Raw genomic sequence first — 26,948 nt, 5'->3', positions numbered from 1 at the left:
TTCAGGCATTCCGCTGATGCGGGCGGAAGGGCCATTACCGCCGTCCCGTCAGCGTCCGAAGACGTCCCGGCAAATCTGCACACAAGTTGGCGCCGTGTCAGCGAGCGCGCATGTCTTCTACGAATTGCTGTCCGGAGTTGCGATGCCGTTCGCGTCGGTGATTGGTCCGGTGCCGGCAGCGACGGGTTGGGGCATGAGCACCGCAGTAGTACTTCGCATGGCGGAACGTGCCGATAAGCGTCACGAGGCTGTCCTCGGTGTTGTGAACGGCCTGTTCCTGACGACCGTGTTGGCTCACTTCATACACTGGCCGAAGCGCTGGAGATTTGGTGTGCCAAGCCTGTCCGAGTGCGAAGGACTATGCGGCCCAATCCTGGTGCCTTACAACGGTATTCTTTACATTTCGGGGCTCAGTGCTGTAGCCGGATTGCTGGAGAATGGTCGCCGAGGTGCGGTCCGTGGTGCGATCGTCCCGCTGCTGGGTGTTCCAGTTCTCCTTCGACTGCAGCGGATGGAATTCCGTCGGCTCAGTCTTCAGGCCCGGCGCAATCCTCGGTGGTGGAATCGCCGTCTGCAGATGCAACCGCCCGACCGTTCGACATCGTCAGATCCCGACCAACAGGTGCTAGGGGCAGAGTCATAGCACGGAGTCGACATGGCGAGCCGATCACCCTTCAGTCAACGGAGGGTCGAACTCCGTCAGGGGGCCATCCTTCGAGGCCGTCTTCTAGCGGCACGTGCAAGGACCGCAGCAGCGCTGAGAACAATCTCCAATTCCCGATCGCGGCGACGAGTTCGACGAGGACGGCCGGGTCCCCGTGCAACGCGCGCTGACACTCAGCCCAGGTTTCATCCGAGATGGTGCCGTCACGCAACGTCTCGTCTGTCGCCGCCAGTACCGCCCGCTCGGCTTCGCCGAAGTGGCCGGCGTTCTGCCAGTCGCGCACCCCGAGCAGGTCGCGTTCGGGCACATCGAGCAAGCGGGCAACCCTCCAGTGTTGCGTCCACTCATAGACCGAATCAGTGACCCAGCCGATTCGCATGATGATCAGCTCCCGTAGCCGCGCATCCAGCGCGCCTTTCCACAGCAACGCCTCCAGCATTCCATGCAATGCGACGGCTACAGGGGGCTGATGAAGCGCGATCCTGAAAACAGACAGTTCAGCCATGGCGTCCGGAATCCCGCATTGAGCGGCGCGCTCGCGGGCATCTGTCAGGGCAAGCATGTCAACCCGGCTTTGGCTGCTCACGGTGGATCCTTCCGGTTGGGCGCTAGTTGGCGCTGTCAGGCGATCGGCACAAAGACGTTGTGCAGAGCGGGGACCCGGTCCGGCTCGTTGCCGGCCAGAAGGTCGAGCAGCCCGGGCAGGCCGGCGAAACCGGTGATCTCGCGGTGCAATTCTTCGAAGGGCCAACGCCTAGAGACCAGCAGCTCGATGGCGCTCTGGTAGGCGGGGTAGTCGACCCCCAACGAACCGAAGATGCGTAGTTCCTTGAATACGAGCAGGTCTGGCTCGAAGCCCGGCGCTCCGCCGCCGCCGCGTGTGCCCGCGACCACCACGCGTCCGCCGGGCTGCGCGAGTGCGACGGCGTCCGCGAATGCGGCTGGCGCCTTCGCGGTGACGTCGACGACGACATCTGCGAGCCGGCCGGTCGCCATTTGCAGGGCCTGCGCCGGGTCGTCTTCGGTGACGTCGATGGTCAGGTCCACGCCGAACTGGTGGGCTGCGGCTAGCCGAGTTCGGTCGCGAGGGCCGACCCCGGTCATCGCGACGAATGCCGCTCCGGCCTCCTTGGCGGCTACGGCAGCACAAATCCCGCGGATCCCTGGTCCGAGGACCGCGACGACGTCGCCCGGGCTTGTCTCGGGCAACATGGCAGCCCATTTGATCCCTGCCCCAAGCGGATTGAACAACGTCGCGACGATCGGGTCGAGTCCGTCCGGGACCGGCAACGGCATGGAATCGAACGGCAGATGCAGGTGGGTTGCATAGCCTCCCCACAGGCCGGGCGGGATGTTCACGTCGACGAAGCCGAACATGGTGGCGAGGCCGTTGCTCGAGCACCTGCGATACTCGCCGCGGCCGCACGAGTCGCACTCCCGACACGATCGGAACACCTCGACGGCGACTCGCTGACCCACCGAGACGCCCCAACGCTCGCGCGCGGCGTCACCGATTCCCTCGATGACGCCGATGATCTCGTGTCCGGGGATGAAGGCGAACCCCGTCGGCAGGTGTCCGCTGAACTGCTCGTGGTCGGTTCCGCAGAGCCCGCACGCCTCGATCCGCAGGAGACCGGACTCGTCGTCGATGCGCGGCACCGGAAGATGCCGCCGTTCAAGGGTGCGCGGCTTGGTCAGCACGAGCGCGTCGGCGTTCACGACAGTTCGAATTCGACGTGTCCGTCCGCCTGCCGCACGGCGACTTGGTGTCCGACGCACATGTCTCGTGACATTGCCACCGCCACCTCGGCATCGTCACTGCGCGCCGCGACGCGGCGGCCGTCGGTCATGCGCGCGAAAATCGGCACCCAGGAGGGGCCTTGGTCACGGTCGTGCACGACCGTGTATCCATCTATGGTCGCCTCTCCGGATGCGTCGGCGGGAGAAGCGACCGGGAGGGAGGTGCCGTCGATCGCAGACTGCGCATCGGCCATGTCCGGAGTCTGCCATCCCGTTGGCGGTGGAGTCGCCGACCACAGACCCAGCGAGTGCTTTGTGATGTACCAGCCCAGTCCGGACACGAGCCCGACGGCGTCCGGGTCGCTCCTGCAGCGTCGCACCATCTCGACGATCGAATGGCTGACATAGTTGTTACCCGGCCCTCCGTGGTAGGGCAGTCCGCCGGTCACCGTGAACCCGCGGTCATCCGCCGGGTCGAGATCCAAGGCGTCGATCGCCGCCTCGACCGCGGAAGGAAAGCAAGAGTAGAAATCAAACCATCTAATGTCGTCGATGTGAAGTCCACTGGCCGCCAATACCGCCTTGCCGGCGGCCCTTATTCCGGCGGAACGACCCAGATCAGGCCGCTGAACCGGGAAATACACGTCGTTGCATGTGGCCGACGACCACGGGAAGACCCAACGATCACTGGGCACTCCGAGTTCCTCGGCGACTTCGGCGGCCATGATCACGAAAGCGGCAGCCATATCCACGGCGATGATGCTGTTGAGCAGCTTCGGATACGGCTCGCACACCATCCGGTTAGCCGGGGAGACCGTGCTGAGCTCGTCTGCGCTACGGGCACGCGGAAACCAGGCCTGCTCGAGATGTCGGGACGCCTCAACCGTGAACGGAGCCATCAAGTCACCCAGCCAGCGGCGCTGTTCGTCGAATGTGCGGCCTGATCGGGCCGCGATCGCGGATTCGAAGATCGGGTACACCTCGTGCGGCCAATGTAACCCGGCGCCCACCTCGGCTTCGCTCAGTCCCGGGCGGGTGTCACCGAGTGACTCGTCCTGTGCTGCGATGGGTTTGGGCTCCAAAAGTGCGCTACCGGATGCGACTTTGCGTGCTGACGCGCCGCTTTCCGCTCCGACGATCAGAGCCCCGTCGCTGACGCCGCGCCAAATGCGGCGGCCGAGGACCTCGACCAGATACTGGGGGGTGTTGCCGCCGACCGGACAACTGATGCGATGATCCGGCGTCAGCCCAGTCGCTTCGGCAATCCTCGACGCGGGGTTGTCGCGTGGGATCATCAAGATTCCGGGCGTCGCCACGGTATCGATGCGATGCCCGATCGCGGCCGAAGCATCATGCAGCGCTCGACGCGCGGCCTCGGCGGCCAAATCGATGGGATCGACGGTGCCTTCACCGCGATGTGTCAGTTCACCGACGCCGACGACAACCGGAGTGCGTGGTGGGATGGCCAACGGTCAGATCACGCTCATCGTCGAGGTCTTCTATGCGACACGACTGCGATATTGTCACATCCGTTTCCATGCGACAACCGCGGGTGTTCGACAGAGCGGGTCCCTTGACAGGGCATACTCGTACCCGTGACGAAGAGATCGTTGCGGCGGGGCGACGCGACTCCTGGGCGAAACCGCGATATGGCGCGCGATCGCCTACTCGACGCCGCCGAAACGTGCCTGCAAGGCAAGGGGCTGTCGGGCACCACGATGGAGGATATCGCCAGGCATGCGGGCGTATCGCGCGCCACGGTCTATCGCTACTTCGCTAGTCGCGAATCCGTCGTATCCGGTGTCATCGTCCGCGCAGCGGAACGCTACCTGCACCGCACCAGCGGACGGATCTTGGCGCACACCGACTTGGGCTCTGCCATATTGGACTTCGTTGCAGTCACGGTGCGCGCGGCACGCCGCGAACCGATAATCGGCATGCTCTTCGCCAGCGACGATGAACTCGCCGGCGTGGGACTGGCCGAGGGAACGTCGGTGGCGCTGTTCGAACTCGTCGCCGAGTTTCTGCGACCCGTGTTCGCCGCACACTGGCATCAACTCGAAGCCGGCGTTTCGGTCGATGACGCCGCCGAATGGATTTTGCGCATCATCCTCAGCTTGCTCGCGGTTCGCGGCCCCCGGCACCGCAGCCCCGAAGGAATCGATGCTTTCTTGCGCCGATTCCTGCTTCCCGCGCTACTGGCCGACACTCACAGTTGCATTGCTGCGACAACTGCGGAGTAGTGTCTCAGCGATGGCATCGGTATCGCTGAACGAAACGAGGCGCTGACCATGGACTTCCCCCAGTTCAACAAGCAAATAGCCGAGGAGCTCCAGCACGCGGGGGGAACCTCGGGAGGGCTCGCCAAGTACTTGGACTTCCGCCACATCGAGTTCTCCGCCGGGAGACTGGTAGTGGAAATGGACGCCCGAGCCGATTTGTTGACTCCTTTCGGCACTCTGCATGGCGGATGCCTGTCAGCGATGGTCGACCACTGCTTGGGCGTGGTGTTCTATCCGGTGATCCCACCTGGGTCATGGGTGGCCACAACCGAATTCAAACTGAACCTCCTACGTCCGGTGTCCAGTGGAGTCTGCGTTGCGGTCGCCGACATCATCGCGCTGGGGAAGCGTAGCGGCGTCGCCAGGATCGACATCACCAATACGGGACGCCCGGTATGCGCCGCACAGGGAACAGTGACCGTCGTCGCCCAGAGCGCCTCGTGATCCGGTCGCGGAACGAGAACGCTGCCCAAGGCGACCATCGAGGACACAGCAAATGACCTCAACGTTCGAGCGCGTCCGCAACGAAGACGGAACCGCCCTTGCAGCCGATGTCTACCGACACGAATCCGCCCGCGCGGTCGTCATACTGCTGCACGGCGGTGGACAGAACCGCCATGCCTGGGCGACTACCGCGCGCCGCTTACACGCGCGCGGGTATACCGTCGTCGCTTACGACGCCCGCGGTCACGGCGACAGCGAGTGGGACCCCGATGGTCGATACGATCTCGACCGACTTGCATCCGACCTGCTGTCGATTCGCCGATATGCCAGCGATGGCCGCCCGCCAGCTGTCGTTGGCGCATCCTTGGGCGGCATGACGGTGTTGGGAACGCATTTGGTGGCGCCTGCCGATCTGTGGGGAGCCGTCGTACTGGTCGACATAACTCCGCGAATGGAGTTTCACGGAGCACGCCGCGTCGTGTCTTTCATGGGCGCCCATCCCGACGGATTCGATACGCTCGACGCGGCCGCGGACGTCATTGCCCAGTACAACCGGCATCGCGCTCGGCCCAAGAACTTGGACGGTCTCCGAAAGGTCTTGCAGCAGCGCGACGACGGTCGGTGGATCTGGCGATGGGATCCGGCGTTCATAGCTTCCAACTTCGAGTTCCTGCAGGGCGACCCAGCAACTGGTGCCAAAGAATTCGGCGCCATAAGCGACCTTCTCATCGAAGGGGCCCGCCGCGTGCGAGCACCAACGCTTCTCATTCGCGGCGTTCACTCCGACGTGACGTCGCAGCAGTCGGTCGAGGAGTTCCTCGAAGTCGTACCGCACGCCGAGGCTGTCGACGTTTCGGGCACGGGCCACATGGTTGCGGGCGACGACAACGACGCCTTCACTTCGGCAGTCGCAGATTTTCTCGACCGCACGCTGAACGACTCGTCGGACTGAGCGTCTTTCAGGGCCCTGCGATGGCCGCGGCCCGGCCACTCTGGTTCGTTGTCGAGGTGTCAGAACTACCTCCATGAACGGAACCCCGGCGGCGCAGTATCGGCGCATCCGAAGGCAGCGATGCCAAACCGTATGGTTCGACCATCGCCTGGGCCGAATTATCATTCGAACCGAAGCATTTTGCTGGTGGGCGCTGTCCAGGTCGGATCGAGCGGTCGGAGTTCTCCGAACCAGTGCCCGCACACCTTGACGAACACACCCGCCGCCGGGGCGACCCGGATCAGATCGGCGCTGCTGTTGGGATCTTGGAGTCAGTCGACGGCCGGGGGCGAGTCCAGAGGACAGCCTACTGCTATCCAGGCTTCAGCTTCGGTATGCGGGAGGCGGGCGGGCATATCCGGCGCCCGATTCGACCACCTCGTCAGAGCGGCGGGCGTTCCTTCGCATGAGCAGTTCCGGAAACTTCGTGGCCGAAACGATCGAGAAAGTCGTCTATTGCGGCCAGGGCGGTGCTGATCGTTCCTCGCAATGGGGCTGCTCCGGCCGCGAAGGCCGCAAACAAGGTTATTGCGAGCAGACAACTCATGCCTCCGCCTTCCTCTTCACGCGCATCCGTTCGCCGTGGCCCACAGCAATGCCTCGTTCGGCTGCTGAAATGGTAAAACGTGGCTCACCGCTCCTTAACAGCGTAGATACCCGGATCCGCGATCGGTATGTCTCGAAGGGTCGAACCTGCGGGCGTCTGTTGTCTCGCAAAGACAAGTAATCGAGTACGGTCGCAGCTGTGCTTGATTCATCCGAAGTTCAAGACACCCCCGGTCACGCGGTTCATCACCTATTCCGAGACCTCGGCGACCTCGTCAGAGAATTGCCCGAGTCCATACATGGCCTTCTGATTGAGCAAGTTGCCGAACTCGCTGCCGATCAACAGCTCAAAGAGCTACTGAGTGACACCGTCGCCGCGAACGTAGACACTTGGTTCTCCGTCGTCCGTCACTCGATCCCGTTCGACCGCATGGAGTCACCGACGGCCGCCCTTGAACACGCCCGGAGGATGGCGCAACGCGAGGTACCCGTCAACGCGCTGCTGCGGGCATACAGGCTCGGGCACCAGTATGGATTGAACCTCATCATCGCTGGCCTTCGGAGCGCGGACCTACCGCCCGAGGAGAAATTGGCGCTCATTGAACACATCACCCGTGTGTCTTTCCGCTACATCGACTGGATGTCTGAGCAGGTCTTGGAGACATATCAGACTGAACGCGCGGAGTGGGACGAGCGCCGACGAAGTTTGCGTGCACAAGCCATTCGAGACATCCTCAACGGACGCGACGTAGACCTGACCGAAGCGTCGTCGGCTATGAGGTACTTCTTGGGCGCAACGCATGTGGCTCTCATGGTATGGCTCGACCGAGATGCGGGCGCCGACACCGACGAGTTCATCGCCATGGAGCGCTTCATGCAACACGCGGTCTCCGCCACTGGAGCGAAGCAATCGGTCTACTTCTCCATCGACCGCCTCGTCGGATGCGCATGGATGACGGTTCACCGCCCGTCGGACTATTTATCGCAGCTGCGCGACTTCGTCCGGGCTCAACCTGACGGCCCAAGACTTTCCGTCGGTGAACCACTTCCGGGGATTGAAGGCTTCCGCCGCACCTACCGACAGGCTGAGCAGGCCCGTGTGGTCGCGGTGGCAGCCGACGGCTCCTCACGGCACCGGATCGTCGCTGCACGAGATCCCGGTGTGGCCCTGGCCTCGATGCTGATGACCGATGACGCGACTCTGAAGGAATGGATTTACGATGTGCTGGGCCCGTTGGCTCAGAACACTGCATCGGACCAGCGTCTACGAGACACGTTGAGGGTGTTCTTGCGTGCCGGTTCCAGCTTCAAAGCCGCCGCCAACGAATTGCAGATACACGCCAATACCGTCAAGTATCGCGTAAATCGAGCACTCGAGCGCCGCGGTCGCCCGATCGCCGCGGAACGATTAGACGTCGAGGTCGCCCTACTGATGTGCTATTGGCTCGGCGAAGTAGCACTGAACCCAACACAAGCCTTGGGGCGGTCCTAGTCGTTCGTGTCCCGCGAACGCCCTTGCTGCGTAACTGTGCCGTCTACTGACGAACACGCCGAATCTGAGGATGGTCAGCGCGACGATCCGGCGCCGCCCGGCCTGATAATCCGAGTTCGATTCATGTTTCGACGCTGCCGCGGGGCTCTGCTGCGGGCAGGCTGATCGAGTGGAGTCGTCGATCGCCGCCGTACGGAGCTGAAGCAACCCATTCACCGAAGCTCATCGACGTCAGACACGCTCAAGCACCCATCGCGCAAGGCGACAGGCGAGTCGTGGCGCAGGTTGCGACTTGTCGGCCCAGACAACCAGGAGGCATAAGCCTTGATCCACCGATGAGCTGTCGTGGCTGAGGCTGGAATGGTTTGGTGGTCGCTTGCTGGCTGTGAGCAGGGGGTATCGGCTGGTCTGTCCAGCTTTTTCCTGTGTGCTCCGGTCGTGGCCTTTCGGCGGATTGGTCAGGTGGGGGCGGTTGCTGGCGGGCTGTGGCCGATGGTGTTGCGCCACAATCGGAGCCAGTGCGTCGCCCACGGCCAGTGGGCTGGTAGGTGCAGGATGGGTCGGCGTTGGGGGCGGGCCAGTCGGGCCGGGATGGTGATGAGGCGTCGGCGCAGGGTGGCGCCGCGAGCCACCGCGTGTGCACCGCCGGCCAGGATGCCGGCGGCGCGCTGCAGGTTGTGGGCGATGGCCGCGCACAGTATCCAGGCAGAGTTCGCCCCGAAACGTCCCGAGGGCATGTGGGCCAGGGGTCCGTCGATGAGGTCGGCGAACACGGTTTCGATGATCGCGTGGCGGCGGTGAGTGATGTCAGCGACGTCGACGGGTTCGTCGGTGTCGGTGAAGAACGGGTGATATCGCCAGACCGGGAACAGGGCGTCGGGGTATCGGGCGTCTTTGACCCGGCGCACGATCAACCGTGCCGTGATCGGAGTCTTCGTGGAACTGAAAGCGGTGCAGGTGGTTTCGGCGACTTCGGCATCGGAGATCCAGGCACCGGTGTCGGGATCGCGGCGGGATAGCACACCGGGATCCACGCGGTGTCATTGATGTCGGCGATGGCCGCGACGACTGCGGCGGTCTTGGTCAGCACCAGCGAGAACCGGGCACCGGCGCGGCGGCAGGCGGTGACCACGCTGCTGTTGCCGTAGGCCGAGTCGCCGCGCACCAGGATGCGCCCGGTGACACCGGCGCCGCGGGCGGTGGCGACGGCTTGGGCGATCATGCGGGCCGCGCCTTTGCCCGAGTTGGTCTTGCCCGCCCGCAGTCGTGCTCCGGTGATCACCGGAGCGCAGTGTTCGGTGCTGATGGTGGTCACCAACGGGGAAAGACCCTTGCGCAGGATCTGCTTGCCGGCGATTTTGGTGTGGCCGTAGCTCGCACCTTGTTTGGCCTGGCCGTAGACCGGGCGCAGCAGTGAGTCGATGTCGATGAACACCCGCCCGTCGGCGCCGGGCAACAGATCGACACGCTCGCACAGAGCGCCCACGTGCTCACTGAGCACCGACTCCAGTTGCCGGGCATGGCCGAAGGTGAACTCCCGCAACAAGGTTCCGATGGTCGACGGGGCGTACACCTCGCCGAACAGGGTCTTCATCCCGCCGCTACGAACTACGTCGAGGTCGTCGATGCTGTCCGCGCCGGTGCACATCCCGGCGATCAGCGTGGTCAGCTTCGGCGACGGATTGGCCGCACCGGACTTGACCCGCTCGCAGCTGAACCGAACTTTGTCGGCCAATGACGATGACAGTCCGGTCTGCTCGGCAAGGGCCATCACCGGTACCAGGCCTGCGCACGACACCAGACGCTCATCATCGAAGACCGCCGACGATGCGGCGAACCTATGGGACACTTGCACCGGAAGTGCCTTTCCGAGTTGTGCCGATAAGTGCGTAGAGAACACTCATCATCGCAGCTCAGAGGGCACTTTCCTCATTCCGACACCCCACGACCAGCCAATTCATCGGTGGATCGAGGATAAGAACATCCGACAAGTGGCGCGCGTGGTCTTGCCACGCGCTAGACGTTAGCGACGATTAACATCTTCAGCTATTTGCAGCGGCGACCGTGGCTACTCGTCGTGACAACACTTCCCAAACCCGCGCTCCGCCTCCGGTGTCGTGCCTCAGCGCTGGACGACGCCGCCCTCGACGCCGGTGAATCGCTTGCGCAGCTCGGTCTTGAGGAGCTTGCCGGTGGCGTTGCGGGGCAGCTCGGGAAGGAGGTGCACTTCGCGGGGGCACTTGAAATGCGCCAGCCGTTCGCGGCACCAGGCGATCAGTTCGTCGGCGCTGGGTTCCTGCTCGGCGGCTGGGTCGGCCACCACCACCGCGACGACGCGCTCACCCCACTTGTCGTCCGGACCGCCGACCACCGCGGCGTCGAGCACACCGGGGTGACGGAACAGCACCTGCTCGACCTCGATGGGGTAGACATTTTCCCCGCCCGAGATGATCATGTCCTTCTTGCGGTCGACGAGCGTGATGTAGCCGTCGGCGTCGATCCGGCCGAGGTCGCCGGTGTGGAACCAGCCGCCCCGGAAGGCCTCGGCGGTGGTCGCCGGCTTCATCCAGTACCCGACGAACACGTTGGGTCCGCGCACCAGGAGTTCGCCGACGGTGTCGGCCGGGACGTCCCGGTCGTCGGCGTCCACGATGCGGGCATCGACGTGCATGGCGACCCGGCCGATTGATCCGGCCCGCGTCGTGATGTTGGCGGCGTCCAAGACCGAGACCATGGGTGCAGTCTCGGTCATCCCAAATCCCTCGGTGAAGGGGACGCCACGTTGCTGCATGAAGTCGATGACAGTCAGCGGCATCGGTGCGCCGCCGCCCATGGCCAGACGCAACGCGGAGAGATCGTAGGAGTCGAAGTCGGGCACCTGGGTCAGCGCCGACCACATCGCCGGCACCATGAACTGGACGGTGGCGCGGCTTTCGGCCATCGCCTTGAGCGTGCTCACCGGGTTGAACGACGGGAGGATCACGCTGGTCCCGCCGACGTAGAGCAATGGCAGCGTATGTACCCCGAGCCCGCCGATGTGGAACATGGGGGCGACTGCAACAGTCACGTCGCTGCCGGTCAGGCCTTGTTCGGCGCCCAGCACGTTGATGGCGTTCCACAGTAGGTTGTCGTGGGTGAGGATGGCGCCCTTCGGGCGGCCGGTGGTGCCCGAGGTGTACATGATGAACGCGGCGTCGCGGCCCTCGACGTCGCTGTCGAGAGGCTCGGGGGCGCCGCCGGAGAGCAGGTCTGGGTAGGCGATCTCGCCGTCGGCCGGGGCGCCCCCGGCCCGGACCGTGTGGCGGACCCGGACCCCCGGCTCGGCCAGCGCGCTGACCGCCGCCGCCGCGAGCGGCTCGTGGAACACGAACACGTCGGCGCCGGAGTCGGCGAGGATGTAGCCGATCTCCGGGCCTGCGAGTCGGACGTTGATCGGGATGGTGATGGCGCCGATCTTCGCGCAGCCGAGGAGGACCTCCATGAACTCGACCGAGTTCACCAGCAGTATGGCCACCCGGTCCCCCTTGCGGACGCCGAGACGCAACAGGTTCGAAGCGACCTGGTTGGTGCGCCGATCGAAGTCGGAGTACGTGAAGCTGGTGTCACCGCAGACGAACGCCGTGCGCTGCCCGTTGAGGAAGGCCCGTTTGGTGACCCACTGACCGATACCGCGATCCATGTTGATTTGCCTCCTCGGCAGTTTTGGTTGACAAATGCTCGGTAAGGCAGGACCCGGCCCCGGCGGGCGACCGATCACCACCGTCCGTCTTGTAGACCGAAGCGGACACGAACGGATGAAGGATGCTCAGTATGAGCGGGGCAGGTTCAGGCTGTGCTGAGCCACATAGTTGAGGATCATCTCTCGGCTGATCGGCGCGGTGCGCATCAGCCGCACCGGGCCCCAGAGAGTGGCCAGCCCGTACTCGGTGGCCAACCCGTTGCCGCCGTGGGTCTGGATCGCCTGGTCGAGGGCCAGGATGCCGGCCTCCGCCGCAGCGTATTTGGCCATGTTCGACGCCTCCGCGGAACCGGGGTCGCCGGCGTCGTGCAGTGAGGCCGCCCGCTGGGTCATCAGCCGGGCCAGCTCCAGCTGGATCTTGGCGTGCGCAAGCGGGTGGGACAGGCCCTGGTGGGCTCCGATCGGCACGTCCCAGACCTTGCGCTCGCGCGCGTAGGCCGACGCCTTGTCCAGCGCGTAGCGGCCGATGCCGTTGCCCAGGGCGGCGCCCATGATGCGTTCGGGGTTGAGGCCCATGAACACCTGACGCAGACCGTCGTTTTCCGCGCCGATCAGGTTCTCGGCCGGCACCCGCACGTCGTCGAAGAACAGCGTGAACTGCTTCTCCGGTGTCACCGCCTGCACCGGGATGAGGGTCTTGGTCAACCCGGGCGCGTCGGTCGGGACCACCAGCAGGCTCAGCCGTCCGCGGCCGCGGTCGTCGGTCGCGGTGCGGGTGACGACCAGGATGGCCTCCGCCTCGTCGACGCCGGAAATGTAGTACTTGGTGCCGTTGAGCACCCAATCCCCACCGACGCGCTTGGCGTGGGTGGAGATGTTGTGAGAGTTCGAGCCCGCATCCGGCTCGGTGATCGCGAACGCCATGATGATCTCGCCGCTGGCGATGCCCGGCAGCCAGCGCGCCTTTAGCTCGTCGCTGCCGAAAGCCTCGATGATCGTGCCGCAGATGGTGGGGGAGACCACCGTCATCAGCAGCGGGCAGCCGGCCGCGGCCAGTTCCTCACCGACGATCTGCATGTCGTAGATGCCGCCGCCACCGCCGCCGTACTGCTCGGCGATGTTGACCCCGAGGAACCCCTGCTTGCCCACGGCCTGCCAGAGTTCCGAACTCTTCTCCCCGCCGAGCGACTTGGCCACGTAGTAGTCGTGCCCGAAGTCCTTGGCGATCTCGGACACGGCCTTGCGCAGCGCTCGCCGTTCCTCGGTCTCGTGCAGTTCCATACCGCTCTCCTACTTCGAAGTCACCCGCCACCGGGGCCGGTGACGGGTCTGATGGTGCTCAATCCTCGTCTGCACTGTCGGCCGCTCCGACCACCGCGAGGGCATCGCCGGTGGACACCTGCTGACCCACCTCGACCGAGAGTTCGGCGACGATCCCGTCGATCGGGCTGGCGATGGTGTGTTCCATCTTCATCGCCTCCACCACGACCAAGGCCTGCCCGGCCGTCACGACGTCGCCCGCGGCGACGGGCAGCCGGATCACCGAACCCGGCATAGGCGCCGTCAGCGAGCCCGCCGGCTTGAGCGTGCTGGGGTCCAGGAACCGCGGTACCTGGGTGAACGCAGTGGACCCGGCAGGGCTGTCAACGTAGGCGATGTCGCCGTCGAGGACGACGTCGTAGCCGCGCCGTACCCCGCCGGTCTCCAGGACCACCCGGTCCGGCCGCTGCACGAGCACCCTGACGTCCTCGACCGGTTTGCCGTCGACTTCGACCTCGACGCCGTCGCGGAGCAGCGCATAGCCCACCCGACGCTCGCGGCCGTCGGCGGTCAGCCATCCGGTGGACTGCAGTTGGGACGGGTTGTTGCGCCACCCGGCAGGCAGCGTCGGCTGGACGGGGGCCGCCGCGCGGCGTCCCGCGACCTGGGCGAGTGTGGCCGCGATGGCGTGCAAGCCCTCCCCGTCGCGGTCGATGAGGGCTGCGCCGAGGTCGGCCACGTCGTGGCGGTCGAGGAACCCGGTGTCGGTGCCGCGTCCGGCGAACTCGTCGTGGCGCAGAACGCGAACCAGCAGATCCCGGTTGGTGGTGAGTCCGTGGATCCGGGCGCCGGCGAGCGCGGCGGACAGCGCGCCGAGCGCCTCGGCGCGGGTGGGCGCCCAGGCGATCACCTTGGCCAGCATGGCGTCATAGTGGTGGCTGACCACCGAGCCGTCGCGCACGCCGGAGTCCACCCGGACCCCGACGTGGTCGGGGATCTGCATCGTGCGCAGCGTTCCGGTCTGCGGCAGGTAGCCCTTCGTGGGGTCCTCGGCGTAGAGCCGGGCCTCGACCGCGTGGCCGGTGATCCGCGGCTTGCTCACCTCGGCAGGCAGTGGCCGACCCATCGCCACCAGCAACTGCAGGCGCACGAGGTCGAGCCCGGTGACGAGTTCGGTGACCGGGTGCTCGACCTGCAGCCGGGTGTTCATCTCCAGGAAGGCGAACGTCCCGTCGTCATCGCCGCCGTTCGCGTCGAGGACGAACTCGACCGTTCCGGCCCCGACGTAACCCACGGCCTGTGCCGCCGCGACCGCCGCCGCGCCCATCCGGGCGCGCAGGTCGTCGTCGACGACGGGCGAGGGCGCCTCCTCGATGACCTTTTGGTGGCGGCGCTGCACCGAGCACTCCCGCTCGAACAGCGAGACAACCGTGCCGTGCATGTCGGCCAACAGCTGGATCTCAACGTGGCGGGGACGCTGCACGTACCGCTCGAGGAACACCGTGCCGTCCGAGAACGCCGACATCGCCTCGCGCGAGGCCGAGGCCACGGCTCCGTCGAGGTCGTCGGCCGACTCGACAACCCGCATGCCGCGCCCGCCGCCACCCGCGCTCGCCTTGACCAGCAGCGGGTAGCCGATCTCGGCGCCGAGCTTGCGCAGCTTGTCGGGGTCCAGGCCGGTCGCGTCGCCGCCCGGGAGAACCGGCACGCCCGCATCGGCCATCATCGCCTTGGCCGTCAGCTTGGAACCCATCGCGTCGATGGCATCCGGCGGCGGGCCGACGAACACGAGCCCGGCGTCGGCGCAGGCCCGCGCGAAGCCGGCGTTCTCCGACATGAAGCCGTAGCCGGGATGCACGGCGTCGGCGCCGGTGAGGAGGGCGGCGGCGATCACCCGGTCACCGTCGAGGTAGGTCTCCGCCGGCGAGGAACCCGGTAGCCGGACGGCCTCGTCGGCATCGTCCACGTGCCAGGCGTCGGCGTCGGCGTCGGAGTACACGGCGACGGTCGCGATGCCGAGTTCGCGACAGGTGCGAAACACGCGTCGGGCGATCTCTCCCCGGTTGGCCACCAGCAGCTTCTTGATCACGGGCATCGCCATCACATCCGGAACACGCCGTAGCCACGCTGGCCACGGATCTCGCTGTTGTGGACCACGGAAAGGCAGAACCCGAGAACGGTACGGGTGTCGCGCGGGTCGATGATCCCGTCGTCGTAGAGCCTGCCGCTGTTGGCCAGCGCCAACGACTCACGCTCGATCTGGCCCTCGACGGCAGCGCGCATCTGGGCGTCGGCCTCCTCGTCGAACGGGAGCCCCCGGTCGGCGGCCGACTCGCGGGCCACGATCGACAGCACGCCCGCGAGCTGGGCCGGGCCCATGACGGCCGAACGCGAGTTGGGCCAGGTGAACAGGAAGCGGGGAAAGTAGGACCGCCCGCACATCCCGTAATTGCCCGCACCGTAGGACGCGCCCATCACGATCGTCAGGTGTGGGACAGCGCTGTTGGAGACGGCGTTGATCATCTTCGCGCCGTCCTTGATGATGCCACCCTGCTCGTACTCCGCGCCGACCATGTAGCCGGTGGTGTTCTGCAGAAACACCAGTGGCGTGTCGATCTGGTTCGCCAGCTGAATAAACTGGGCGGCCTTCTCCGCCTCCTCGCTGAACAGGATTCCGCGCGCGTTGGCAAGGATCCCTACCGGGTATCCGTGGATCGAGGCCCAACCGGTGACCAGCGAGGTGCCGTATAGCGGCTTGAACTCGTCGAAGGCGGACCCGTCCACGATTCGGGCGATGACATCACGTGGGTCGAAGGGAACCTTCGGGTCCACCGAAGCGATCCCGAGGAGTTGGTCGGGGTCTCGCAGCGGGGGGGTCGGTGGCTGTGTCGGGCCGGGCCCGAGCTTGCGCCAGTTCAGTCTGGCCATGATGCGCCGCCCGATCCGGATGGCGTCCTGCTCGTCCTCGGCCATGTAGTCGGCCAGCCCGGAGGTGCGGGCGTGCATGTCGGCGCCGCCGAGCGACTCGTCGTCGGACACTTCGCCGGTCGCCATCTTCACCAGCGGCGGACCACCGAGGAAGACCTTGGACCGGTTGCGGACCATCACCACGTAATCACACATGCCGGGGATGTACGCGCCGCCTGCCGTCGAGTTACCGAATACCAGCGCCAGTGTCGGCAGGCCCTGCGCGCTGTGCTGGGTGAGGTCGTTGAATAGCTGGCCCCCGGGCACGAAGATCTCGGCCTGCGTGGGCAGGTCCGCCCCGCCCGACTCGACGACGTTGATGATGGGCAGCCGGTTCTCGCGGGCGACTGCCATGCCCCGGAACACTTTTCGGAAGGTGTAGGGGTTCGAGGCTCCGCCGCGCACGGTCGGGTCGTGCGCGATGATCATCGACTCGACGCCTTCGACGATGCCGATGCCGACCACAACGCTGCCGCCCACCGGAAACTTCGTGCCCCACGCCGCGAACGGACAGAGTTCCAGGAAGGCCGTGTCGGGGTCGATGAGCAGCTCGACGCGCTCCCGAGCCAGCATCTTGCCGCGGCTACGGTGCCGGGCGACGTACTTCTCGCCGCCGCCACCGTTGGCCAGCGCCAGCTGTTCGGCGAGCGCATGGAGCTGCGCGATGAGTCCCTCGCGATTCTCGAGGTATACCGGCGCGCGGGTGTCGACCCGGTCGGGCAGGACGTCAATCAACTTTCCTCCAGGTGACATCAACGTCGATCTCCTGACACGCTACGTTATCGGTCATTAACATTCGACGACAATGGGGTCGACGTGGCAATCGTGCCGTCCCCGAGTGATCACAGCAGGAGCAACTCACATGAAACAGCCGGATCAGCGGGAAGCGGAGGCGGCCGCAGCCGACCCGTGGATGACGCCCGAGCGCATCTCGTTGCGCAACCTCGCGATGTCGTTCACCCAGAAGGAGATCGTTCCTCACCTGCAAGACTGGGAGGACGCCGGAGAGCTCCCTAGAGAACTCCACCGCCGCGCAGCCGCAGCGGGGTTGCTGGGCATCGGGTTCGCCGAAGAGATCGGTGGCTCCGGCGGTGACCTGCGCGACCTGGTGCTGCTCACCGAGGCCGTGATGGAGGCCGGCGGCTCGTCGGGCTTACTGGCCAGCCTACTTACGCATCACATCGCAGTGCCCCATATGGCCGCGCAGGGCGATCCCGAGCAGATCCGCAGCTTCGTGGCGCCGACCCTGGCCGGGGAGAAGATCGGCAGCCTTGGCATCACCGAACCCGACACCGGTTCTGACGTCGCCGGCATCCGCACTACCGCACGGCGCGACGGCGACCACTACGTGGTCAACGGTGCGAAGCTGTTCATCACCTCGGGTGTCCGCGCCGATTTCGTGACCACCGCCGTGCGTACCGGCGGCCCGGGCCCGTCGGGGATTTCTCTGCTCGTGGTGGAGCGTGGCGCCACGGGTTTCTTGGTCTCGCGGGCACTGAAGAAGATGGGCTGGCTGTGCTCCGATACCGCCGAACTCGGATTCACCGACGTGCGCGTGCCGGTGGTCAATCTGGTTGGCCCCGAAGGCAGCGGATTCCTGCAGATCATGCAACAGTTCCAGGTCGAACGTGCTTTCATCGCCGTCCAGTGCTACGCCACGGCCCAGCGCTGCCTCGACCTGACGCTGGATTGGGTGAAGAAGCGCGAAACCTTCGGTCGACCGCTATCCACCCGACAGGTGGTGCGGCACAAGATCGTCGATATCGCGACGGCCGTCGACGTCGCCCGTACGTACACCCGTGCCGCTGTGGACCGCATCGTCGCCGGAGACACCGACGTGCGGATGGTCTCGATGGCCAAGAACCAAGCCGTAGAGGCCTGCGCGCTCGCCGTTGACACGGCCGTCCAACTATACGGTGGCATGGGCTACCTACGCGAGACCGAGGTCGAAAGGCACTATCGCGATTCGCGCATCCTGGGTATCGGGGGCGGCACCACCGAAATCATGAAGGAGATCATCGCCAAGCAGATTGGCCTCTGAGTGAAGCCGCCATTCGACAGCAGGAGCGTCGGCTTGGCAGGTCGACGAGACGGACCTTCCACCGTTTCTAAGGTAAGTCAACGGTGTGTCACGACCCCTGCGGCCAATGCAGCCTCCGCCACCGGGAAATTGCCTCCGGAGTACCAGCTAGCCAAACTTATCAACCACGTAGCGGCGAGCCAGCGTCTCAGCAAGTCTACTCGTATGTTCGACGATGTCGACCTGACTTACATCGACCAGTAGTCCTGCGTGCCAAGCGCTGATCAGTTCGACGAAGCCGCCGACCGCTACAAACGTGTCCATACGCAGAGCCATTTCGTCTGCGTCAGGCTTCAGATGCGGCTTGCTGGCGGCCATGACGAGCTGGGTTGCTTCCTGCAAGGCCACCGCTCGGCGATCTTGCAATGTTGAACTGCCGACGTGCTGTGTCAGCAGGATCTGTGCTCGCCCGGCATCCTGCGCGATGCGGAGAACAACGATCGAGATTGCGGCGCGAATGGTTTCGATCGGTGGTTGACCGACGCGTTCGGCAAATGTTGCCGAAACCTCGCCGAGCATCTCGTCCCGCACGTTGTCCCACGCTGCTACGAGCAACTCATCGCGCGTCTTGAACTCCTCGTAGAAATATCGGTCGTTCAGCGCGGCTCTGGAGCAGACCCCACGCATTGTCACGGCAGCCCATCCGCTTTCCGTCCAGATCTCCGTCGCCGCGTTCACTAGGCGCCGCCGCCGGTCAGCCCGTCGTTCGGCGCCAGTACGCCCGCCCCACCTTGCTGCCTTTGTCCGCACGAATACATCTTGACAAAGGCAGGAGCGCCGCATCAAACTGGTGGCAGGCGACCACAATTGTGTTCGCCGCCACCAGATGGCTGCAGGCCGGCTTGTCTCACAGGTCAGGCGTCGCCGTAATCTGCAAAGGATTCAGTAGTGATGGATATCTTGAGGTGGGACAGACCGCCTCGCCTGAGCCGCCGCGCCAACGCGGTCGTAACGGGAGCGGGCAGCGGAATTGGCCGTGCCTTCGCGGTGGAGCTCGCCCGTAGAGGTGGACGAGTGGTGTGTGCCGACATCGACCCGGTGCGTGCCAAGGAGACGGTCGGGCTCGTCGTCCAAGCCGGCGGCGAGGGGCTCGACATCGCATGCGATGTCACGGACGAAGAGCAGGTCCGCGAACTCGCCGACAGCGCCGAGAAGTGGTTCGGCGCGGCAGCCAGCCTGGTGATCAACAACGCGGGCATCGGAATCGGTGGCAATGTCATCGGCGCGACGCCCAAGCGGGACTGGGAAGCGACACTTTCAGTCAACTTGTGGGGAGTGATTTACGGCTGCGAGATCTTCGTACCGCGACTTCGTGCGAAGGGCAGCGGGGGAATTATCAACGTCGCATCGGCTGCAAGTTTTGGAGCAGCGCCCCGGATGGGTGCCTATAACGTCAGCAAGGCCGGCGTGCTCTCGCTATCCGAGACTTTGGCGGCCGAGCTGAGTGGTACTGGTGTGGCGGTGACTGTACTGTGCCCGACATTTGTCAAGACCAACATCGTCGATAACCCTGGTATTGAGGAGTCGGCCGCCAAGCTGGCAACGAATTTGATGAAGTGGACCGGCGTGTCGGCGGAATCGGTGGCGCGCAAAACGTTGGACGCGAACGATCGCGGTCAGTTGCACGTCCTACCCCAAGTCGACGCGAAGATTCTCTGGTTATTTAAGCGGGCAGTGCCTGCCACGTATACCCGTGCGCTCGGTTTGGTTGAGCGAATCGCGCGCTAAGTCATTCCAGACAAAGACAAAGGAGACTCCAATGGCATTCAAATACAGCGATATGCTCGAGACGATCAAGAATCGGCAGTGGGCGCTGGCCGACATCGATTGGGATGCGCCGGGCGCCGATAAAATCACTGATGAGCAGCGGCCCGAACTGAAGCAGTTCATGGCTGACGTGGTGTGGATAGAACACGTCGGTGCACGCGCGTTCGCCGCCATGGCGCCGAAAGCGCCGTTCGAGGCTCTAGGTGACATCTACCGGTATTTCCATGCCGAGGAGCAGCGGCACGCCAACGCGGAGCTGGCGCTCATGCAGCGGTGGGGGATGCTCGAGGAAGGGGAAATCCCGGTGCCGAACAAGAATATTCGACTGGTCATCGAGTGGATCGACCGATACGCCGAGGCCCTCCCGCTGACGGTGATCGGAGCGGCGATCCCAGCCTTGGAGACTGCGCTCGACGGAGCATTGCTCAAGTTCCTTCTCGACGAGGTGCAGGATCCGCTCTGCGCCGAGGTCTTCAACAAGGTCAACAACGACGAATCGCGGCACTTGGCAGTGGGATTCCAGGTTCTGAACGACCTCGGCGCCAGCCCCATGCGCATTCATGCGACTCAGACGATGGGGGCGCTCATCGACCCGAGAATCCTTCTCGGCGGCGTCCTCTACGTGCCGTTGCTCACCAGGATGTTGACCAATCTCAACGCCATGGGATTGTCGGAGGAGAAGCTCTACAACGCGGTGATGCGGTACGAGAACGTCGGAGATCGTAGTGAGTTCACGCGCCGCGTTCCGGGCTACCACATCTTGAAGGCTCACATGTCCGCCAGCATCAAGCGTTCTCAGCCATTGCATTTCATTTCGCAGCGGCTGGGTACCGCGATCGACCACTTCCCCACCGAGGTGCTCGGTAAGTCACCGACGTGGACAGAAGAGCTGACCTACGAACCGGTGGCCAGATGAGCGACACCACGACCGTCTTGATCGTCGGTGCGGGTTTCGCCGGCCTGGGAACCGCAATCCGGTTGCTACAACAGGGTATCGACGATTTCGTTGTCCTTGAACGTGCCGACGAGGTGGGTGGTACCTGGCGGGACAACACCTATCCCGGCGCGGCGTGCGACATCCCGTCGCTGCTCTATTCCTACGGGTTCGAGCAAAATCCGGACTGGTCCCGCGCGTATTCGGGCAGCGCCGAGATCCTCGGCTACATCAAGACGATGGTCGACAAGTACTCGCTGTCGCGTTTCATCCGGTTCGGAGTGAACGTCACCGGTCTGGAGTTCGACGAGGAAAGCGCACTGTGGACGGCGCAGACAGCTGACGGCTCGCAGTTCACGGCGCGCACCGCAGTGATGGCCAGTGGGCCGCTGGCGAATGCGAGCCTGCCGGACATCCGCGGACTGGACACCTTCGATGGTCACAAGATCCACAGTGCGCGTTGGGATCACGACTACGACATGAGCGACAAACGTGTCGCCGTGATCGGCACCGGAGCCAGCGCTGTTCAGATCATTCCCGAACTGGTGAAGACTGCGCGGTCGGTCAAGGTCTTCCAACGCACCCCCGGCTGGGTCCTCCCTCGGCCCGACTTCTCCCATCCGCAGTGGGTGCGGACGGCGTTTCGTCGCTTGCCTCGCGTGCAGAACGTCGGACGGCAGGCGTGGTTTTGGGGCCACGAGCTCATGGCCGTCGGCATGGTCTGGGATACCCCGGTCACCACTGGCATCCAGCTACTGGCGAAGGCGAATTTGCGGAGGCAGGTATCGGATACTTGGCTCAGGCGCCAGCTGACGCCGAACTTCCGTGCCGGCTGCAAACGGATGCTGATGAGCAGCGATTACTACCCCGCTCTTCAGCGCGACAACTGCAAGCTCGTCTCATGGCCGATCGCGACCCTGTCGCCGAATGGCATACGGACCGCAGATGGCATCGAACACGAACTGGACTGCATCGTCTTCGCCACCGGCTTCGATGTATGCAAGGCTGGCACACCTTTTCCCATCCGAGGCGCGCATGGTCGTGAGCTCTCCGACGAGTGGTCCCAGGGCGCCTATGCGTACCGGAGCGTCACCGTCGCAGGCTATCCCAATCTTTTCTTCACCTTCGGACCAAATTCAGGGCCCGGCCATAACTCGGCCCTCGTGTACATGGAGGCCGAGATCAACTACATCGTCAAAGCCATCGGCGCGATCATCGCGAATGATCTCAGTACGCTCGAGGTCCGCGAAGATCGGCAAAATAATTACCACGGCGAGGTACAGCAGCGGTTGGGAAGTACGACTTGGAATTCGGGTTGCAAGAGCTGGTACCTCACGAATGACGGATACAACGGCACCATGTACCCCGGTTTCGCCACCCAGTTCAAGCGCGCACTGTCCAAGGTCGACATGGGTGATTATGTAACGACCCCGACAACCGCACGAACTGAGCACCACCCAACCGAACACGCCCAAAACGGCTCGAATGTGGCCAAGGTTGCCCAGGGCCGCAAGGCCAAGGTAGCCCAGGGCCGAAAAAGCGCAGGCGCCCTGCCAACGCGGTCTGACGTCAAAGCCGACATCCTGGACGTGGGCGTCGGGAAGGTACCGCCTAAGCGCGCAGCCTCGAGAGTGAGGAAAGACGCTTGAGTGTCCATGTTGCGGGCGACGAGAATGCCCCCACCTCCGGAGCCCCTACGTACGAGGTCCCCACCCACGAGATATTGGTCATCGGAGCTGGATTCTCCGGGATCGGAGTGGGCATCAAGCTGCTGAAGGAAGGTTTCTCGGACTTCCTCATCGTTGATGAGGCCCAAGGGGTGGGTGGAACCTGGTACTGGAATACCTACCCGGGGATTGCAGTAGACATTCCGTCATATAGTTACCAATTCTCCTTTGAGAAACGCCCGTCGTGGTCCCGTACCTATGCGCCGGGGATCGAACTGAAGAACTACGCGAAGCATTGCGTGAAAAAATATGGCCTCGCGTCGCGCATCCGCTTCGGAGTCACGGTTGTGAGGGCTGAGTTCGACGAAGAATCGACATTGTGGCGTTTGTTTACCTCGACGGACGAGGAACTGACAGCGAGGTTCGTCATCAATGCCTCCGGGGTTCTCACGCGACCAAAATCGCCGGACATACCGGGGGTCGGGGACTTCGGCGGGGTCACGATGCACACGTCGCGCTGGGACCACCAGCAGACCCTCACCGGAAAGAGGGTCGCCGTCATCGGGACGGGCGCCTCGGCGGTGCAACTGATCCCCTCGATAGCCAAGGACGTGGACACACTCACCGTCTTTCAGCGCACCCCGATATGGTGTCTGCCGAAATTCGACTTCGCGGTGCCCCGCCCGCTGAGTGCTCTTCTCCGGCTCGCACCCGGAGCGCAGATCGCCGCGCGGGGAGCCAGCCAGGCCTTTGTCGAACTCACCTTTCCCGTCGCAGCGCACTTCCATACCGCCATACCGCTGGCGTCGGCGATCGAGCGTGCAGCGATCAGCTATATGCGTCGGCAGGTCACCGACCCGGTCGTTCGGGAGAAGCTGACGCCGCGTTACGCGCTGGGCTGCAAGCGACCAAGCTTTCACAACGAATATTTGAAGACGTTCAACCGCGAGAACGTCCTTCTTGAAACCAACCCCATCACCCGGGTGGATGAGACCGCGGTAATTACGGCCGATGGCGTCAGACACGAGATCGACGTGCTCGTCCTGGCAACGGGATTCAAGGTCATGGAATCGGACAGCATGCCCACCTACTCGCTCAGAGGTGTCGCCGGCCGAGACCAGGCACAGTGGTGGGACGAGAACCGACTCCAGGCATATGAGGGAGTCAGCGTGCCAGGATTCCCGAACCATTTCTCAGTGTTTGGCCCGTACGGATACAACGGGTCGTCCTACTTCGCACTCATCGAGGCACAGGCGGGTCACATTCTCCGTTGCCTCCGGCATGCCAGGACGGCCGACTCGAACTACGTCGAGGTACGCGAGGAGGCGAATCAACGCTTCTTCGCGGAGATGCTGGCACGGCGGCATACGCAGGTCTTCTGGCAGGACAGCTGCGCGGGCGCGAACAGCTATTACTTCGACAAGCATGGGGACGTGCCTCTGCGTCCCACGACGACGGTCGAGTCGATCTGGCGCAGTCGACGATTCGACTTGGCCGACTACCGTTTCGAACGGCGACCGGCGAAAAAGGCGGACACTGCCCCACAGAAGGTGGACACCGCCGGATGAGTTCACCTGCCAGGCCGAATCCGAGCATGGCGAGCCACCTGGTCGCGGCAACGGCGCGAGGCGTTCTTCGACCTCTCACGCAAGTGATTCCGGCCAACGACCATGGCTTCGCGGTCATGGACCGCGTGCTACGGGGAACACTCGTGGTGTCGCGGCCAAGGCGCGCAATCAGTGTCGAGAAGGTAGACACGCCCTTCGCCGGTGAACGTGTGCGAGGCGACTGGGTCAAGGCGGCCAACGTGGCCTCGGATGCTCCGCCGATTCTTTATATACACGGCGGCGCATTTTCTATGTGCTCTCCCGAGACCCACCGTGGCCTCATCAGCGAACTGTCCGCGGCCGCCCGCAGGCCGGTATTTGCCGTGCGCTATCGATTGGTCCCGAAATATCCCTTCCCGGCGGCCGCAGATGATGCACTGATCGCCTATCGATGGTTGACAGAGGGAAGCGCGATCACCGCGTCTTCTGGCACGGTGGCGCTCGCCGGCGATTCCGCAGGCGGCCAGCTTGCTGCGGCGACGGCGCTTGGCGCTCGGGAACATCGACTGCCGACGCCGGATGCCATGCTGCTGATGTCGCCGGTGCTGGATTTGACATGCCAACTCGCGATGGACCGTGATCTGCGCAGACGGGACCCCTTTGCGTCCGCCATCTCTGCGTCGAGAACAATTGGTCTGTACGTGGCGGGCGCCGATCCAGCCGACCCGAGGATAAGCGTGCTCGATGCTGATCTCACGGACATGCCACCAACTTTGATTCAGGTCGGCGGACGAGAGATGTTGCTCGACGACTCCAGAGTCTTTGCCAAACGTCTGCAAACTGCAGGGGTCTCCTCGCAGTTGCAAGTTTTCCGCGGCCAGATCCATGTCTTCCAGGCGATGTTTCGCCTACTGCCAGAAGCACGTGAGGCCCTCAGGCTCGGTGGCGAGTTCTTGGCTACTTCGGCCACCGTCCGTTGACAGCGTCCCTGCGCACGCCTTGACCACGAGGCGCCCCAGCACGAAGGTTGTATGAGCTAACGATGAAACCCGTGAAACGTGAACCAACCCAGGACAATCCCCCTGGTAACCCCTCGATCGTCATCATCGGCGCTGGCTTCGCCGGAATTACCCTTGCACTTCGCCTCAAACGCGCAGGGTTCGACAGGGTCCTCATTGTCGAAAAGGGCGATGGTGTCGGGGGAGTCTGGCGGGAGAACACCTACCCAGGGGCGGCCTGTGACGTCCCGTCGCAGTTGTACTCGATCTCCTCGGCGCCGAATCCCAGGTGGGGTCGGCGTTACGCAGAACAAGGCGATATCCTCGCCTACCTTCGCCGCGTCGCCGACGAAAGTGGTTTGCTGTCCCTCCTTCGGACCAAAACCGAAATCGCTAAGGCGGCCTTCGATGAGCGCACGAACACATGGCGTCTGACCACGACTACCAGTCAGGAATTGGAGTGCGATGTCGTCATTTCGGCCGTGGGCCAGCTGTCCCGACCCTCAGTTCCTGATATTCCTGGAATCTCGGGCTTCGCGGGCCCGTCGTTTCATTCCGCGAATTGGGACCACGATCTGAATCTCAGCGGCAAGCGGCTTGCGGTCGTCGGCACCGGCGCTAGTTCGGTGCAGTTCGTCCCGGTGGTCGCCGCAGGCGCTGAGCACTTGGACGTTTTCCAACGGTCAGCCCCATGGGTGCTGCCCAAATTCGACCGTCAGTACGGTGGGCGGCATCACCAACTGCTGCGCAAGTTGCCCATTCTGCGGCTCAGCGAACGTCTGATGATTTGGACGATATTCGAGTTCTTGGCGTTGGCACTCGTCGACGCGAAGCCAGTAGCGCGAGTCTTGGGAGTCATCGCCCTCCGGCACCTAGGTCGCCAGGTGTCGGATGCCCGGCTGCGTTCCCACCTGACGCCGGACTATGCGCCCGGGTGCAAGAGGATTCTGTTCTCCAGCGACTATTACCCCGCGCTCGCACGTCCCAACGTTTCATTGGTCACCGACGATATCCGGGCAGTAGAACCTGGCGGAATCCGCACGGTGAACGGCGACTTCCACGCCGCCGACGTGATCATCTACGGCACTGGCTTCAGTGCCACCGAGTTTCTTTCCCCGATGGAGGTCTACGGCCGCTCGGACCGGAAATTGTCGGACGTGTGGGCGGATGGCGCGCACGCCTACTACGGCCTATCGGTGCCAGAGTTTCCGAATTTCCTCATGATGTACGGGCCCAACACCAACGTGGGATCCGGGTCCATCGTCTACATGCTCGAATCGCAGGCCCGACACATCGTCAGGTTGATGAAGGTTCTCCGTGCCCATCCAGGAAGTGTTATCGAGGTCCGTGCCGATGTGGAGAAGCGCTTCAACGACCGGTTGAGTCGCCGCCTGGACAGATCCGTGTGGACTATGTGCACGAGCTGGTATCGCTCGGCGCGGGGGTCGATCTCTACCAACTGGCCCAGCCCGACCTTCTTGTATCGCCTTCGTGCGCGCAGGCCGAAGCGGCGCGCTTACGTCCTGTCGCGTCCCGCGCCCGCGAACTCGTCGCGCAGGGGGACACCCGAGCCGGCCAACACCCATCTGGCCGACATGCCCTATGCCCCAAGCGGGGCCGATAGCGTCGACTAGTGGCGGCTCTGTTCAGTGACGGGTATCCGAGGACGGCGGGGAGTCGCTGACATTCGAGCGGCAACTGTGACCGCCGTTGACAGGGTGGTCACCGGTGTAAACGATGGGTGAAATCCTTCCGATAATGCGAGAAACAACATCAAGGGGGCACTCGATGACCAAATCGCCGTCCGGTTCGGCAAGCAAGTCCCGTGACCGGCTGTTGTCGGTACTACTGAATCCCCTCCCGCAGCGCGTCGAGCGCGCTATCCAGGAG

General features: G+C 64.1%; 21 protein-coding genes and 1 pseudogene. 13 read left to right on the top strand and 9 right to left on the bottom strand.

The features are described from left to right. Nucleotides 1-94: 94 nt before the first annotated feature. Nucleotides 95-643, top strand: a complete 549-nt coding sequence (locus tag DYE23_RS30675) for a hypothetical protein (RefSeq protein ID WP_052537336.1) — start codon at nt 95-97, stop codon at nt 641-643. Between the two features lie 31 nt (nt 644-674). Here DYE23_RS30675 and DYE23_RS25580 read toward each other — a convergent pair whose 3' ends face one another. From DYE23_RS25580 to DYE23_RS25570, 3 genes are read right to left on the bottom strand one after another with little or no spacing between them, the layout of a single operon-like run. Next, nucleotides 675-1,250: a carboxymuconolactone decarboxylase family protein gene (locus tag DYE23_RS25580; protein ID WP_041800308.1), complete on the bottom strand. Its 576-nt coding sequence runs from the start codon at nt 1,248-1,250 to the stop codon at nt 675-677. A gap of 35 nt (nt 1,251-1,285) precedes the next feature. Then, nucleotides 1,286-2,383, bottom strand: a complete 1,098-nt coding sequence (locus DYE23_RS25575; RefSeq protein ID WP_043985022.1) for a zinc-dependent alcohol dehydrogenase — start codon at nt 2,381-2,383, stop codon at nt 1,286-1,288. Then, on the bottom strand, nt 2,380-3,873 hold the full coding sequence (locus DYE23_RS25570; protein ID WP_067992167.1) for an acetyl-CoA acetyltransferase: 1,494 nt from the start codon (nt 3,871-3,873) through the stop codon (nt 2,380-2,382). Before DYE23_RS25570 ends, DYE23_RS25575 begins: the two co-directional genes overlap by 4 nt. Nucleotides 3,874-4,053: 180 nt before the next feature. Here DYE23_RS25570 and DYE23_RS25565 point away from each other — a divergent pair, with 180 nt between their 5' ends. The 5 genes from DYE23_RS25565 (at nt 4,054) to DYE23_RS25550 (ending at nt 8,159) form a co-directional block, all read left to right on the top strand. After that, nucleotides 4,054-4,647, top strand: a complete 594-nt coding sequence (locus tag DYE23_RS25565) for a TetR/AcrR family transcriptional regulator (RefSeq protein ID WP_011895464.1) — start codon at nt 4,054-4,056, stop codon at nt 4,645-4,647. 48 nt (nt 4,648-4,695) lie between these two features. After that, complete coding sequence (locus tag DYE23_RS25560) at nt 4,696-5,130, top strand: PaaI family thioesterase (RefSeq protein WP_011895463.1); 435 nt, start codon at nt 4,696-4,698, stop codon at nt 5,128-5,130. A 52-nt stretch (nt 5,131-5,182) separates the two neighbouring features. After that, nucleotides 5,183-6,082, top strand: a complete 900-nt coding sequence (locus tag DYE23_RS25555) for an alpha/beta fold hydrolase (protein WP_011895462.1) — start codon at nt 5,183-5,185, stop codon at nt 6,080-6,082. 466 nt (nt 6,083-6,548) lie between these two features. Then, complete coding sequence (locus DYE23_RS30670; RefSeq protein WP_131805205.1) at nt 6,549-6,848, top strand: hypothetical protein; 300 nt, start codon at nt 6,549-6,551, stop codon at nt 6,846-6,848. 18 nt (nt 6,849-6,866) lie between these two features. Beyond that, complete coding sequence (locus DYE23_RS25550) at nt 6,867-8,159, top strand: PucR family transcriptional regulator (protein WP_078290120.1); 1,293 nt, start codon at nt 6,867-6,869, stop codon at nt 8,157-8,159. A gap of 458 nt (nt 8,160-8,617) precedes the next feature. On the opposite strand, the pseudogene DYE23_RS25545 reads toward DYE23_RS25550, so the two are convergent. The 5 genes and pseudogenes from DYE23_RS25545 to DYE23_RS25525 form a co-directional block, all read right to left on the bottom strand. After that, a pseudogene (locus DYE23_RS25545) lies at nt 8,618-10,014 on the bottom strand (IS1380 family transposase). Nucleotides 10,015-10,281: 267 nt separating this feature from the next. Next, nucleotides 10,282-11,838 carry an acyl-CoA synthetase gene (locus tag DYE23_RS25540; RefSeq protein WP_067992169.1) on the bottom strand — a complete coding sequence of 519 codons (1,557 nt, stop codon included), beginning with the start codon at nt 11,836-11,838 and terminating at the stop codon, nt 10,282-10,284. A gap of 126 nt (nt 11,839-11,964) precedes the next feature. Then, nucleotides 11,965-13,119 (bottom strand): acyl-CoA dehydrogenase family protein, encoded by a 1,155-nt coding sequence (locus DYE23_RS25535; protein ID WP_067992172.1) that lies wholly within the window; start codon nt 13,117-13,119, stop codon nt 11,965-11,967. Nucleotides 13,120-13,177: 58 nt separating this feature from the next. Further along, the gene (locus tag DYE23_RS25530; RefSeq protein WP_172527842.1) at nt 13,178-15,193 is read right to left on the bottom strand and encodes an acetyl/propionyl/methylcrotonyl-CoA carboxylase subunit alpha; all 2,016 of its coding nucleotides are present in this window, start codon (nt 15,191-15,193) and stop codon (nt 13,178-13,180) included. Nucleotides 15,194-15,198: 5 nt separating this feature from the next. Continuing rightward, the gene (locus DYE23_RS25525) at nt 15,199-16,800 is read right to left on the bottom strand and encodes an acyl-CoA carboxylase subunit beta (protein WP_067992181.1); all 1,602 of its coding nucleotides are present in this window, start codon (nt 16,798-16,800) and stop codon (nt 15,199-15,201) included. A 106-nt stretch (nt 16,801-16,906) separates the two neighbouring features. Here DYE23_RS25525 and DYE23_RS25520 point away from each other — a divergent pair, with 106 nt between their 5' ends. Then, nucleotides 16,907-18,106 (top strand): acyl-CoA dehydrogenase family protein, encoded by a 1,200-nt coding sequence (locus DYE23_RS25520; protein WP_370492758.1) that lies wholly within the window; start codon nt 16,907-16,909, stop codon nt 18,104-18,106. A gap of 147 nt (nt 18,107-18,253) precedes the next feature. On the opposite strand, the gene DYE23_RS25515 is transcribed toward DYE23_RS25520, so the two are convergent. Next, nucleotides 18,254-18,895, bottom strand: a complete 642-nt coding sequence (locus DYE23_RS25515; protein ID WP_085981139.1) for a TetR/AcrR family transcriptional regulator — start codon at nt 18,893-18,895, stop codon at nt 18,254-18,256. Nucleotides 18,896-19,036: 141 nt separating this feature from the next. On the opposite strand from DYE23_RS25515, the gene DYE23_RS25510 reads away from it, so the two are divergent. The 6 genes from DYE23_RS25510 (at nt 19,037) to DYE23_RS25485 (ending at nt 26,692) form a co-directional block, all read left to right on the top strand. Next, nucleotides 19,037-19,873 (top strand): SDR family NAD(P)-dependent oxidoreductase, encoded by an 837-nt coding sequence (locus DYE23_RS25510; RefSeq protein ID WP_011895452.1) that lies wholly within the window; start codon nt 19,037-19,039, stop codon nt 19,871-19,873. Nucleotides 19,874-19,904: 31 nt separating this feature from the next. Continuing rightward, on the top strand, nt 19,905-20,828 hold the full coding sequence (locus tag DYE23_RS25505; RefSeq protein WP_011895451.1) for a hypothetical protein: 924 nt from the start codon (nt 19,905-19,907) through the stop codon (nt 20,826-20,828). Then, the gene (locus tag DYE23_RS25500) at nt 20,825-22,495 is read left to right on the top strand and encodes a flavin-containing monooxygenase (RefSeq protein WP_011895450.1); all 1,671 of its coding nucleotides are present in this window, start codon (nt 20,825-20,827) and stop codon (nt 22,493-22,495) included. Before DYE23_RS25505 ends, DYE23_RS25500 begins: the two co-directional genes overlap by 4 nt. Before the next feature lie 71 nt (nt 22,496-22,566). Beyond that, nucleotides 22,567-24,081 (top strand): flavin-containing monooxygenase, encoded by a 1,515-nt coding sequence (locus DYE23_RS25495; RefSeq protein WP_041800854.1) that lies wholly within the window; start codon nt 22,567-22,569, stop codon nt 24,079-24,081. Then, nucleotides 24,078-25,040, top strand: coding sequence for an alpha/beta hydrolase (locus tag DYE23_RS25490; protein WP_067992185.1), 963 nt, complete (start codon nt 24,078-24,080; stop codon nt 25,038-25,040). Before DYE23_RS25495 ends, DYE23_RS25490 begins: the two co-directional genes overlap by 4 nt. 62 nt (nt 25,041-25,102) lie before the next feature. Continuing rightward, the gene (locus tag DYE23_RS25485; RefSeq protein ID WP_068001988.1) at nt 25,103-26,692 is read left to right on the top strand and encodes a flavin-containing monooxygenase; all 1,590 of its coding nucleotides are present in this window, start codon (nt 25,103-25,105) and stop codon (nt 26,690-26,692) included. The last annotated feature ends 256 nt before the right edge of the window (nt 26,693-26,948 follow it).

The sequence above is a fragment of the Mycolicibacterium gilvum genome (genome assembly GCF_900454025.1).
Taxonomy (GTDB): Bacteria; Actinomycetota; Actinomycetes; order Mycobacteriales; family Mycobacteriaceae; genus Mycobacterium; species Mycobacterium gilvum.
Note: the sequence above shows the minus strand (reverse complement) of the source record. Positions and strands in the feature narration are given on the sequence as shown.